This is a genomic window from Spirochaetota bacterium, from assembly GCA_038043445.1.
GTDB lineage: Bacteria > Spirochaetota > Brachyspiria > Brachyspirales > JACRPF01 > JBBTBY01.
The window spans coordinates 26,493-39,117 of the sequence record JBBTBY010000087.1; the positions used below are offsets into that span (position 1 = coordinate 26,493).

Sequence of the window (12,625 nt, forward strand, 5' to 3'; positions counted from 1 at the left end):
AATCACCACTTATTTTCAGTCATTAATTTAATGCGGCCATTTGCAGAAAATTGGAACTGCCTCGTGTCAAATCTGTTTAAATGATGTACCAGCCCAGCGCCATAAGAGTATGGCTTTTTCCCATTGAATGCATAACTCCCCCTCAGTTCGCTGGTTTCATTGTAGGCGGCAATAAGCTTATCAACTTGCTCGGAGGTGAGTGTTTCAATGCCAGGTAATGCGGCAGAAAGTGTATTGCCCATATCATAATTCCGACACTTCCGCAACGCTTGAATGTATGCGAGGAACATCCTTTCATGTTTTATAAATACCTTGACAATATCTATGGCTGCTGTTGACCAAGCGCTCGATAGCCCTTGGAACTTCCCTATGAATCCGTATGGATCTTTCCCAAGCCGAACAGCAACAATAGGCACGTTTCGCGCAAAGGCGAACCCTACCTCCTGATCTGTCCAATCACTGTCATGAAAGTCTGCTGTCATGAGAGCTACAAATGCGTCCATACTTGCCAATGCGTTTTCGATTTCATCCTGCCATTTCTTTGTCGGGGTAATGTCTTTGTGCGCGACGAAACATGAAATGCCAAACTGACAAAGCTGATCTTTAAGCTCGGCCGTTTCTTTTTTCACATCTGATTTATGACTTAAAAAAACGCGATAACCCTCACCGTTCCAAATTCGTTTAGTCGTATTAGGCAACACCATCCTATTGCCTGTTAGTTGGAGACCTGAATCCTTTCGCCAATCATTTTCCTCTCCCATTTCCATCTCAAGAAAAACAATGTCAAAAAACTCGTTACTGATATCATGGAGTTTGTTCAGCTCTTCTTTTATTTTGATTTGAATTTCGTTTCTCTGCTTGATATTTTTCAAAAATAACTTCTCAGGAACGACGAGATGGAGTGCATGCCCATAAATTCCACCGTCCCAATTATCGTAACTATAACCTTCTTCAATACGTATTTTTGCGTTGACAATTAATTCTTGCAACGATCGCTTCCCTTCTTGTGAGAAAACCATCGAGAGCGCAGCAAGATAAAAATCGATATTGCCTGGAATTTTAAAACGAATAGCTTCGCTACTCATGCAATGACCTTCGCGTGTGCGTCCTCACTAACATTTTCCCGTCCCGATAACAATCGTGGCAATAGCATGTCGCGGGAGCTCCGAAGATTATTTATTTGACGCTGGATAGCTGATACTTGCCGTTCAAAAGCATCAGCATATTTGCAAAACATTTCCAGCAGCACTGTTGGCGGCACCTGAACAGTCAATGAATAAGCTTGATTTCGGCTTAACCCTGGGACTGCCGCATCACTGTTTATAAAATTCAATGTAGGAAGCACATAGAACAAGAAACGTAAAGGCAAGGCTGATCTTACAAAATAGGCAGTATCTATAACAAAGAAGTCCTCATTGCACCAGAAAACACTACCGACATTGCCTTTTCTTCCAACGATTACACCTGGCCCTTTGACCATGCTGATGTTGTGTGTTCCAACGATGCCGCTAGAACCAAATACAGGAAATTCGCCATCGCAACGGTCTTCTTTTTTTAACGCTTTGCCATAATTCAATGCGAGAATATCTCCAACCTTTTTCTGTTCCCATCCCTCAGGAATACTTCCCATTTCAGAATTAACCATCTTCACCTTCTCATACCCCGGAAACCGGAAATTCACGAACCACTCGCGGTAAAGCGACCGCGCCATTTCCTCCAGTATCTTTATCCGGCGCATGTTGTTCTCGATGAGGTCGTCGTAGGCGGAGAGGATGGAGGCGATGCGGCGTTGGATGGGGAGCGGGGGAAGCGGGATACTTATGCTTAGCAAATGCGGCACTTTTATACTTGGTTGAGCTGCTCCAATATCCAAGCTCTTTAATTTCTTCTGAGTCTGTTCCGATGATAAATAGTAATACAGATAATTTGGATCAGTTGTTTTTGCATTTACTCTCAAGCCAACAAGATTTTGAGCAACACAGCCACGCGGTTCTTTCATTATCGCACAACTGCCAATGTTAGCGCCAACCGTTGCAAATAGTATATCGTCTGTTTCTGGATGACCCGCTCGAAACCAAGTATCAAATGTCTCTTGATTTACATACTTATTAACCAGTGAATAATCCGGATACTTATTTGCACCGGTAAGCGATGTTGTTTCAATTAATTCGACTCCTTCGGTGGTAAATGGGGGAGTCTTACCGCGGTTATCAATTATTTTTATAAGTATATTTTCAAGTTTATGATCTTGCGATCCATTTTTATTAGCCATCGAAACGCTCCGTTATCACGGCTGCTTTTTTATCCTTAAGAAATGACTTTCGATACTTCTTGAATGCCGGATCGAGTTTAACCCAGAGATAATCGCGTGTCGATGAAAGAAAACACATCTTGATCTTGTGCTTCCCTATCTGGGAAAGAATATCACCCATAGAGAAAAGTATCATAGAACAAAGATGCGCCTCGCCATATTTTATTGTTCGCGGTATTCGCGCCCCACTCATTTGACTAAAATCCGCTGCACTAAGACTCCACCAGCGTTTTTTAGAGAAGAAATATATCCCAGTGATAGTAATATCTATAGGACCATTGTTAATGATCTCGGCCGCGAGAACAGCCGGTATTTTGTTGTTTTTATCACATTCAACCCAAGATCGAGCTTTGTATTGCACTCGATTCTGTTTGAATGCTAAACATAATGCCACGATAACGGCTGCAATAGTTCCGAGCGCTGCCAGGATACTGCCGACAGCACCAACCCATGCGGGATAAACTGTAGAAAACAATTCCTTAGTTGTAAATATATTTGTGACGATATTCGTCATTCGGATCGCTCCGCGGACGACTCTACACTACGGTCGTTTCGATACGCGACTTCGTCGCTACTCAACGACCGGTTTTCTTCTCGGTCGCCGAGCGATGCAGTGAGCCTGTCGAACTGTGCCGCCTGCACATCAATGTAGCTTTTTACACCATTTGATGCCTTAGTTGTTCGGGAATCGGAGGCCCCCGAAATAACTGCAGGCGGTGTATCGAGGCGACCATTAGCGGTTATCGAAGCAGTCGGCTCTACGCTCGTTTCGACAAGCTCAACGAGCGAGCCGGTCACTGAGCCTGTCGAAGTGACCGGAGAAGCGACCGTACCAGCGGCTTTTTCTACGCTCGTTTCGACAAGCTCAACGAGCGGTTCGGTCACTGAGCCTGTCGAAGCGACCGCAGAAGAGACTCTTGGATATTCAGTATAGTTCCTTGACAATTCAGGAAGCTTATTATATTCCCCTTCTATCAGCGCCTTCTTCTTCGCATGGCTCCACCCCTGCACCTGTTTCTCACGATAGAACGCCTCGTCAACACGCGCGTATTCTTCGGAGTAAACGAGCTTTACGGGATGCTTCTTCTTAGTATAATTCGCACCGAAAAAGTTTTCATGTTCCCAGACGCGCTTCTCCAAATCAACAGTACTGCCGGTGTAATAAGTGCCGTCGGAGCATTCGAGTATATACATATGCGCCATTACTTCCCCAAGATCTCAGCTACATTCTTCGCAATCGTTTTTTCAAGCGTATGCGCTTCACCGTTCAATTTCACAAGCTCATCATTGAGCGTTTCCAGCTTCTCTTTAAAATCCTCGTCGCTTACATCCTCACCCGGAGCAACACCGACATAACGCCCCGGATTGAGCGACCATCCCTGTTTTTCGATCTCTTTCAGCGTTGCGACCTTACACAGCCCAAGAACGTCTTTGTATTTCGTCTTCTTGCCGAACACTTCTGCTATTTTATCTTCCGCTTCCTTACCGCCGATAACGAAATCCAATTCTTCCCCGCGGTACAGTCTCACGATATTGGAAATGAATGATATCTGCGCCTCCGACCAATCGCGATGAGCACGGTCTATCTGCCGGTAAATGTGGCGTGCATCGATGAAGAGAACGGTTTTCGATCGCCCGGTCGCTGAGCTTGCGTTGCGCTGAGCCTGTCGAAGCGTCGAAGCGACATTTCTCTTCCCTTTATCGAAAAACCACAACGTACACGGAAGCGTCACGGTATAGAACACATTCGGCCCGACCGCTATCATTACATCGACACCGCCGTCCTCGATGATCTTCTGGCGTATATCCTGCTCCGATGAACGAGCATCAGACGCCGAGTTTGCCATAACGAAACCGGCGCGCCCTTTCGCATTCAAGGCGGAGTAGAACAATTGTATCCAGAGATAATTGGCATTGTCGGTACGCGGCATGCCGAACGGGTATCGTCTCCCTTTGCCGACCTCGGATTCAAGCCGCTCCTTGTCCACGGCATTCACATTGAACGGCGGATTGGCGAGGACAAAATCGAAGGTTCCCGTGCTGGTATGCGGATCATCGTAATAGGATATTGCTTTTCGTATGTCGCCTTCAAGGCCGTGCATTGCAAGGTTCATTCGACAGAGCGCTACCGTTGCACCTTCTTTCTCCTGACCATGGATTGATAATTCAGTTGATGGATTTTTCCGATGCTCAAGAACGAAACGGGCGCTTTGAACGAACATACCGCCTGAACCGCAGGCCGGATCGAGCACGCGTCCATGGAACGGCTCTATTATTTCAGCTATCAGCCGTACAATGCTTGACGGCGTATAGAACTCGCCGCCTTTCTGTCCTTCCGTACGGGCGAACTCACCGAGGAAATACTCATAGATACGCCCGAATACATCGAAGCTCGTTGCGGCGGATATAGTCGAAACATCCTTGAACAATTCTTTGAGTATCTTGCTATCGAACTCCTGATACGTTCGCGGCAGTACGCCTTTCATCTGAGGGTTCTGATCCTCAATATCCTTCATCGCATCATTGACAGCCTTGCCGATATTGCTGCTCTCCGGCAGATTAAGCAGATGATCGAATCGCGATTTTTCCGAGAGATACAAAATGCCTTCGGCGTGATACGCTGCAGGTTCATCCAATCGTGACCCGCGCCGTGAAGATGATGCCGCCTTTTCAAGCTGCGCTCGGCGTTTAAGAAAACGAATATCGGCGAAGCGCAGGAATATGAGACCGAGCACCGGGGTTGAATATTCAGAAGACTTTAAGCCGCTGTTTGCGCGCAGTTGATCGGCTGTATCCCAGAGGCGTTTTTCCAATGCGTCTGATGCGGTATCCTTTTCTGTAGGTGCAATCCATTGCATGATAAATCCTTGCCGATCTTCAATACATTAGCAATGTGCAGTATAAACCAAATGAGCTGTTCACGCAATTTGATCTATTTCGTCAGTCTCCCTTACTTGCAGCACGGTACAGATCTTCAAAGGTAAAATTCCTTGACCCCATTGAACCTTTTATCCCGAGTTTTTTCTTTGAAATAGGTGTAAGGAATGCCAGGAATGGCTCGCCAAGAGTGAGTAATATCAGCTCTTTCGACGGTGTCTCGTTCATTATTTCTCGAGTGGCGCCCTTTGGGTCGTGATGATTATGATATTTCAGGTATGTCAGGAACTTCGGCTTTGTAACCACATCGATCTCTTTGATCGGTGCCATCCAGGATATGCCGGGTTCGACCCGTATCAATGATTGTTTTGTAAAATAATCTGGTGCTTTCCCGGTGAAGTACGGTGCAAAGTATCTGTTCCCTTCAGCTGATTTAAAGAATTTAGGCTGGCTCTTATAGATATGGTACTTGAAAAAGAGCGCGATGGAATCCCCGCTGAGATCCCGAACATAAATCTCTCTGTTGTTCCTGACCATACCTTCTGCCTCCATGTATGAGATAAGTTCTTCCGCAATGCGAAGTGCGGTTCTATCATGTTTTTCGTTCCGTGACAGCATCAATTTCGACAACGCTTTATGGATAATTGTCCATGTCACGAACGTTATCCGTTTCCTGTACGATGCCGGTAATTCGTGCAGCCATGAATTGACGTGAAAGGAGCCTCGATCGATAAGCACTAACGATACAGGCCGACGTTGATCAAATGCCTTAAGGTACTTCTTTATCTGCAATGCATTTTGCGAAAAATTAAATTTCGCTTCAATTATGACCTTTCCCGAAGGCAGATCCAGAACGATATCATGCCTGCTCGCATCATTCTGAACTTCTTCGATCACTATGGTGGCATTCGTTGTGTCTATTTCAGATGAAAAAAGACGCCCAATCGCCATGGGGAAATGATAAATTAAATATGCCAATCCTGCGGTAAGTGTTGTCTCTCGTGACCTACCGAATGTACTGAAAAGATTGTCGACCGGATAACGGGCCCGTATGATCCTGCCCATTATTTGACAGACCCATGCAAAACAGAGCGGCCATTCTTTTGAATTACCATGCCATTACCCAATTCCTTCAACACAGTATATTACCGCAAGTTCATACCGTCAAGTATGTCTACGAGACTGTCGCGAAAATGGCATTCATCCGTAACGAAGAATAATGGGCATCAAAATTACATCAGAATCGATGAAAACAAGGGGTCATGACCTTGTTCTCTCCATATGATCTGACATTCATTGTGCAGTTTCATATTCATTTCTGAAGATAGATTTTCGCGGCATATTTTTCTGCATGTATTGTCGATACCGCTATATTTCTTCCCCCCTTTCCCTTCTCAGAGGGGAAAGGGGCCGGGGGTTAGGGGTGCGTTTTGGCGTCAAAATATTAGTCTATAGACAGCGTACACAAGGATATGCTGAACCTGACCTGGGCCGTCCACAACACGGACAAGGCCGTAAGACACCCGGCCAAATTCACGGTCACCATGGAGCAGGATATGCTGTGCTTGACCAAGGTACTACGGCACAGGGAATAGGATATGCGGGCCGTAACACAGTCCATGCCCTCCATAGATGACTATGTAGCCGACTTGTCCTGGGTTATAGTCTCCGCGACCATAGATATTGTGCTTACGGAGTAGAATTATATGCCTACGATCTGAATTCTGCGCCTTAGAGCGGAAATTGCGGCAATAAAAAAACCGGACAGGATGTATATCCTGCCCGGCACCCTTTCTGCAGATACGTCCGTTGTCTATGCGGACTTCTTTTCCTCCTTTACGGCCTGCGTTCTCGGCCCTCTATTCGATTCCCGGGACACTTCGTCACGCAGACTTTTCAGTCTCCGCGACAGCGGGTCCTTCTTCCCGAGACTGCCGACGATAAGCTCGACCACCGCGGACGCTTCGGCATAAGCGCTCTCCACGGTTTCACGGGAGCGTGCAGATATTTTCTGCGACTCCGCCCGCGTCTTGATCTGGCCGTCCTCGGCGGCGAACGCTTCGGTCACGAGCGTTTCCAGTTTTGCCGCCTTCACGGACGCATCCACGCCCGCGGGCTTGAGGTTTTCGCCGCTGGACTTGAGCACTTCAAGTATCCTTTTGGCGAAATCCCTCTTCGAGGTTTCTGTCAGCGATGCCATGTGGCACCTCCTTGTGTGTATTCTGAAGGCCGTCCTTACGGAACATGCCGTTCATTCCGGCGTTACCATAATACCGAACGGCGATCTTGTATATCACTCCAAAGGGCTATTTTGTCGATTTCGGTTCATCTGGTACTGCTGGTACTGGGTGATTTTTGCTGACGGCTCACACCGTGTCCCCTCCACTGGAAAATAGCGCGCTCCCGCTGTATACTCCGCCCATGACGCTCAACGTCCACTCGATAGAAAGCTTTTCCACCGTCGACGGTCCCGGGATACGCTATGTCGTTTTCCTGAAAGGCTGTTCGTTCCGCTGCATCTATTGCCACAATGTCGACACGTGGAGCGCTGATGGCGGAAAGCCTATCGAAACTTCGGACATACTCTGGGAAGTGAAAAAGAACATCGCCTATCTCGCACCCAATAAAGGCGGCGTTACCGTATCCGGCGGCGATCCGCTCGAACAGCCTGAAGCAATTACCGAGCTTTTTACCGAGGTGCGCACGCTCCCGCTTACCACTTGTCTTGATACAGCGGGGTATCGCCTCGATGGGCCGGTGAAAAAGCTCCTGTCAGTGACCGATCTTGTACTGCTTGATATCAAACAGCCCATCGACTCACGCCATAAGGAACTTACCGGCCACGGCAACAGCACCGTGCTTCTGTTCCAGGACCATCTCGATGAGAACACTATCCCCTACTGGATACGATTCACCGTTGTCGAAGGTGTTAATGACGACGCCGAGACGCTTGCCGCATTGAAACAGCGCGTCAACGGCCGTACGTCGATGGAAAAATTCGAGGTGCTGCCGTATCACACCCTCGGTGCGTATAAATGGAAAGAGCTCGGCATGAAGTCAGCGCTCGAGGGAAAGCCGCCGGCGTCGCAGAAAACGGTCGATGCGGTCTATCGTGCCGTCGGCGTATCGTAGCGGCCTTACCTCCGCAGCATCGCAACCCCAACTATCACGTAAGAAAAGAAAACCACTTCTCCGTGATCTCCGTGGTTTCTCTTTATCTTTATGTGAGGATGCGGGTCGCAACGAATGGTTTGACATACTCGCCGTTTTTTATACACTACGTTCACTATGACCGACACAAAACTGCGCGTCTTCGGCATGCATTGCGCCAATTGCGCGCTTACGATAGAGCATGCGCTTAAGGGCACCGAAGGGATAACGAATGCCGCCGTCAATTTTGCCGGTGAGGATCTCTTCCTTACCTATGACTCACAGCGCATCACGCTCGGGCGCATCGTCGATATGATACGGAAGATCGGTTACCGCGCCGAACCGACGGACGCATCCGAACGCATCGCGGTCGCTGAGCGTGCGGAAGAGAACGATCTCATGCGGCGGCTCACGGTCGGCATAGCCTTCACCGCTCCGGTGCTCATTCTCTCGATGGTCGGCGATCTGCTCGACACATATCTGAAGATCGGGTTCATCGCGATGATACCCTATCGGAACGTCATCGTCTTCCTGCTCACAACACCGGTGCAATGGTATGCGGGCTGGCCCTTCATCAAGCGTGCATGGAGCGAAGTGAAACGGCTTGAGACCGGCATGGACACGCTCGTCTCGATCGGGACGCTTACCGCGTATGTCTATTCGACGGTGCTCCTCGCACTCTGGATTTTCGGCTTCGGCGAGCCGTCGATGCTCCACTACGAGTCATCCGCAGCGGTGATAACCCTCGTCATGCTCGGCAAATATATCGAACGCCGTTCCACGCGCCGTGCCCGCTCATCGCTCGCGAAGCTCTTCTCTCTCGTCAGCAAGACCGCCATGGTCGAAGTGAAGCGCTCGCTCATAGAAACACCCGTGGAGCGCATCGTCCCCGGCGATATCATTGTCGCACGGACGGGCGAGCGCATCGCCGTCGACGGCGTCATCCTCCAGGGCATCACCGCGATAGATGAATCGGCGCTGAGCGGGGAAAGCATCCCCGTCATGAAGAAGAAAGGGAGCGAGGTCTTCGCCGCGACGGTGAATACCGGCGGCATGATAAAATACCGCGCCGTACGCGTGGGCGAAGCGACCGTGTTCGGTGCCATCGTACGCGCGGTCAATCGGGCCGTGGCAAAAAAGCCGAAGATACAATTCCTCACCGACCGCATCGCGACCTTTTTCGTCCCGACCATGCTCTTCGTGGCCGTCGTAACGCTCATCGTATGGCTCGCACTCGGACATATCGGCGAGGCGTTCATGCATGCGGTGGCCGTGCTTGTCATCGCCTGCCCCTGCGCGCTCGGGCTCGCAACGCCTACGGCCGTCATGGTGGCCAGCGGCATGGCATCGGAACGCGGCATGCTCATTGCGGACGCGGACTCGCTCGATCGCGCGCGGCTCATACGCACCGTGATATTCGACAAGACCGGCACGCTCACGGAAGGGAAGATGAACGTCACCCACGTGCACGTACACCGCGGGAGAACGCCACCGGCTTTATCGATAGTGTACGCACTTGAACGATACTCCAATCATCCCCTTGCGGGAGCGATACGTGAATACTGCGAAAAACAGAAAGTAAAACAGCGAACGGTCGTTGATTTTCAGGAGATACTCGGGCGCGGCGTGGAAGGGCGTATCGCGGGGAAACGTTACTTCGCAGGGAATGTCGCGTTCATCCGGCAAACGATAAAGCGTCTCGCCAGGGACATCACGATCGAAGCCGCAGCGCGTGCCGAAGCGGGAGAGACCGTCATACTCCTTTCCGATGCGAGAAGCGTCATAGCCGTCATCGGCATCGCGGATACGCTTCGCCCCGAAAGCGCGTCCACGGTTGCAGCGCTCAAAAAACGCGGCATACGCACCGTGCTCATTTCCGGCGACGTTGAACGTGCGGCACAGGCTGCAGGGAAAGCCGCAGGGATAGATGATATCATCGCCGGGGTATTGCCGAACGAAAAAGCGAAGAAGGTGAGCGAGTACAAGGCACGCGGTGTAACGGCCTTCGTCGGTGACGGCATAAACGATGCGATAGCCCTCTCAACCGCGGATGTCGGCATCGGTCTCGCGTCCGGGAGCGATATCGCGCGCTCCACGGCGCAGGTGACGTTCATGGGCGGCGGCGTATCGCGTGTAACCGACCTCATCGATCTGAGCAGAGCGGCATCGTTCACGATACGATCGAACCTCGCCTGGGCATTCGTCTATAACTGCATAGGTATTCCGCTTGCAGCGTTCGGAATGCTCCACCCCATGTTCGCCGGCATCGCCATGGCACTGTCAAGCATAAGTGTCGTGACGAATTCACTGCTGCTCAAGCGGCGGGTACGAACAACCCCTGACCCAATGCCGTTACGTTAAGACTGATAAGCGTTTGTCCGTCAAATTGTCAACGTTCCCTTCGACTCCGCTCAGGGAACGGCATCATATGTTCATGCAATAACAGACAAATTCGCTTCCCGAGCCGTTGCCCCGAGCTTGTCGAGGTGGGAGCCGAGGGACGCGATGAGGAACGTAGAATTGAATCTTGCCCCCTGCCCTCGCCACAGACGTTTCGGAAAGGGGCCGGGGTATAGATGTTAAACAACACTTACTCTCAGACGCGCCGTTTTCCGATAGCGCTCAAGCTCTTCAAGCGCAGCCGCACCGTCCGTGCAGGTCGGCGAGAGGAGATTGAAACGCGCGCTCGCATTCGCTAACGATAGCGCATCCGTGAGCGGCAAGCCCTCATGTATCGCATAGAGCATGCCGGCGCAGAACGCATCGCCCGCACCCGCCGTGCCTTTTATTTCGCTCTGCTCCACCTGGAATGACGGCGCGAACGCCGTTGCCCCGCCCCGCGCTTTTACATATCCGCCTTCGGGAAAATGTATGACGACGAGCTCACGCACCCCGGCATCGAGAAGCGCTGCGGCCGCACGCTCAAGCGCCTTTGCGTCGATACCGCCGTCCTTCCTCCGAATGACCATCCCCGTCGATTCACCCGCTTCTATCTCGTTCAGGATGAGATAATCGGTATGCTTCAAACAGGGGAGGACGATGCGTTTGAACCTGTCGCCCTGTTCTGAAACGACATCGACCGATGTCTTGTATCCGCGCTTGGACATATCACTGAGCAGACGCGCCGCGACGACGCCATATTCGGCATCGGGCGCATCGAGGGCATCGAGCAGGAGGAGATAACCGATATGGAAGATACGCGCAGGAACATCCAGTCCCGTAAAATCGTCCGGGCATAACTGCGCGTTCACACCGCGGCAATGGAAGAACGTACGCGCGCCGGTGGAAACGACCGACATGACATCGGTGTACGAGGTTGCGCCGTCGACGCGTCGCATATTCGTGTTGTCGATACCGTTGCCGGCGAGATCGCGGATGATGAAGTCGCCGTCCGCGTCGGTGCCGACAAGGCCGTGTGCATAGAGCGGCACGGACGTTTTCATACGCGCAAGATCGATGAGGACATTGTACGGTGCGCCGCCGGTGCCGCGGTATTCCTTCGTGATATTGGTAAGCATCCCCTCCGTCGGATACGTATCGATGACCTTCACATGATCGATTATCCAGTTCCCGGAAGCCATTATCCCGTTGCGCATAGCATCTCCCTCTTTCTATGTTCCAAGCACGAACGCTTGATAATCATTACATAACAGATATCGCGGACGCTCATCCTCGTCTATCGCCGGAAAGCGCCCCGCGGGTTTATGGAAGCGATTATCCGCGGCATCATCATTGACCATGGAAACCTCGCCCACCATGGTCATCCCGCCCTCGGCGTGGAATGTATGATAGAGATACGGCGTAAGCGTGATGCTTTCCCCGGGATGAAGACGTATCGCCTCCCCTGCCCGCACCGTCCGCTCGATGCCGTCGATGGAAACCGTTATCGGCTCTTGAGAAAGCGATTCATCCTTCGCCGCCGTATGCATCGTTATGACAAGCTCGCCGCCCCCGCGATTGATGATATCTTCCATTTTCTTCCAGTGAAAATGCATGGGTGTCACCTGCCGTTCACGCACGATCATTATCTTCTCGGCGTACGGCTTGGGATATCGCGTGTCGTTGAGCCTGCCGTTGCGTATCGTGAAGAGCATGAGCCCCGTTGCAGCGAAATCGCCGGAACCGAAATCGGTGATGTCCCATCCGAGCGAAAGGTCGAACACTTCACGCGCCTCGGACGCATGGCGCTTCCATTCGTCGATGGAATAGAACGCGAACGGCGGCAGCCGAAAATGCATGGCGTCGAAGAACGATGCCGCCTCGAGCAGGTAACGATTTATCTCTGAA

The 12,625-nt window shown here is 50.9% G+C and carries 11 protein-coding genes; 2 read left to right on the forward strand and 9 right to left on the reverse strand.

Going from position 1 to position 12,625, the window contains the following annotated elements; genetic code table 11:
• Window positions 1–2: 2 nt before the first annotated feature.
• The 7 genes from AABZ39_13120 to AABZ39_13150 all read right to left on the reverse strand — a co-directional run bounded on the left by AABZ39_13120 (window position 3) and on the right by AABZ39_13150 (window position 7,388).
• A complete protein-coding gene (locus AABZ39_13120) occupies window positions 3–1,085 on the reverse strand; it encodes a toll/interleukin-1 receptor domain-containing protein (GenBank protein ID MEK6795715.1) in 1,083 nt (360 codons plus the stop codon).
• The gene (locus AABZ39_13125; protein MEK6795716.1) at window positions 1,082–2,272 is read right to left on the reverse strand and encodes a restriction endonuclease subunit S; all 1,191 of its coding nucleotides are present in this window, start codon (window positions 2,270–2,272) and stop codon (window positions 1,082–1,084) included. The genes AABZ39_13120 and AABZ39_13125 overlap by 4 nt, the downstream gene beginning before the upstream one ends.
• A complete protein-coding gene (locus tag AABZ39_13130; GenBank protein MEK6795717.1) occupies window positions 2,265–2,825 on the reverse strand; it encodes a hypothetical protein in 561 nt (186 codons plus the stop codon). Before AABZ39_13130 ends, AABZ39_13125 begins: the two co-directional genes overlap by 8 nt.
• A complete protein-coding gene (locus tag AABZ39_13135; protein ID MEK6795718.1) occupies window positions 2,822–3,505 on the reverse strand; it encodes a GIY-YIG nuclease family protein in 684 nt (227 codons plus the stop codon). Before AABZ39_13135 ends, AABZ39_13130 begins: the two co-directional genes overlap by 4 nt.
• 8 nt (window positions 3,506–3,513) lie before the next feature.
• Window positions 3,514–5,169: a class I SAM-dependent DNA methyltransferase gene (locus tag AABZ39_13140; GenBank protein ID MEK6795719.1), complete on the reverse strand. Its 1,656-nt coding sequence runs from the start codon at window positions 5,167–5,169 to the stop codon at window positions 3,514–3,516.
• 82 nt (window positions 5,170–5,251) lie between these two features.
• Window positions 5,252–6,139 carry a hypothetical protein gene (locus AABZ39_13145; protein MEK6795720.1) on the reverse strand — a complete coding sequence of 296 codons (888 nt, stop codon included), beginning with the start codon at window positions 6,137–6,139 and terminating at the stop codon, window positions 5,252–5,254.
• An 862-nt stretch (window positions 6,140–7,001) separates the two neighbouring features.
• A complete protein-coding gene (locus tag AABZ39_13150) occupies window positions 7,002–7,388 on the reverse strand; it encodes a hypothetical protein (protein ID MEK6795721.1) in 387 nt (128 codons plus the stop codon).
• A gap of 221 nt (window positions 7,389–7,609) precedes the next feature.
• Between AABZ39_13150 and pflA the strand changes: the two genes are divergently transcribed.
• Both pflA and AABZ39_13160 read left to right on the forward strand, forming a co-directional pair.
• Window positions 7,610–8,320 (forward strand): pyruvate formate-lyase-activating protein, encoded by a 711-nt coding sequence (gene pflA, locus AABZ39_13155; GenBank protein ID MEK6795722.1) that lies wholly within the window; start codon window positions 7,610–7,612, stop codon window positions 8,318–8,320.
• A 156-nt stretch (window positions 8,321–8,476) separates the two neighbouring features.
• A complete protein-coding gene (locus tag AABZ39_13160; GenBank protein MEK6795723.1) occupies window positions 8,477–10,699 on the forward strand; it encodes a heavy metal translocating P-type ATPase in 2,223 nt (740 codons plus the stop codon).
• Window positions 10,700–10,917: 218 nt separating this feature from the next.
• Here the strand turns inward: AABZ39_13160 and AABZ39_13165 are convergent, their stop codons facing one another.
• The gene (locus tag AABZ39_13165) at window positions 10,918–11,934 is read right to left on the reverse strand and encodes a carbohydrate kinase family protein (protein ID MEK6795724.1); all 1,017 of its coding nucleotides are present in this window, start codon (window positions 11,932–11,934) and stop codon (window positions 10,918–10,920) included.
• 15 nt (window positions 11,935–11,949) lie between these two features.
• A partial coding sequence (locus tag AABZ39_13170) for a D-lyxose/D-mannose family sugar isomerase (GenBank protein MEK6795725.1) occupies window positions 11,950–12,625 on the reverse strand: 676 nt, incomplete at its 5' end.

Coding starts and splice junctions, on each gene's coding strand:
- AABZ39_13160 (MEK6795723.1), top strand. CDS start 8,477: ATGACCGACACAAAACTGCGCGTCTTCGGCATGCATTGCGCCAATTGC.
- AABZ39_13130 (MEK6795717.1), bottom strand. CDS start 2,825: ATGACGAATATCGTCACAAATATATTTACAACTAAGGAATTGTTTTCT.
- AABZ39_13165 (MEK6795724.1), bottom strand. CDS start 11,934: ATGCGCAACGGGATAATGGCTTCCGGGAACTGGATAATCGATCATGTG.
- AABZ39_13145 (MEK6795720.1), bottom strand. CDS start 6,139: ATGGCGATTGGGCGTCTTTTTTCATCTGAAATAGACACAACGAATGCC.
- AABZ39_13140 (MEK6795719.1), bottom strand. CDS start 5,169: ATGCAATGGATTGCACCTACAGAAAAGGATACCGCATCAGACGCATTG.
- AABZ39_13150 (MEK6795721.1), bottom strand. CDS start 7,388: ATGGCATCGCTGACAGAAACCTCGAAGAGGGATTTCGCCAAAAGGATA.
- AABZ39_13120 (MEK6795715.1), bottom strand. CDS start 1,085: ATGAGTAGCGAAGCTATTCGTTTTAAAATTCCAGGCAATATCGATTTT.
- AABZ39_13125 (MEK6795716.1), bottom strand. CDS start 2,272: ATGGCTAATAAAAATGGATCGCAAGATCATAAACTTGAAAATATACTT.
- pflA (MEK6795722.1), top strand. CDS start 7,610: ATGACGCTCAACGTCCACTCGATAGAAAGCTTTTCCACCGTCGACGGT.
- AABZ39_13135 (MEK6795718.1), bottom strand. CDS start 3,505: ATGTATATACTCGAATGCTCCGACGGCACTTATTACACCGGCAGTACT.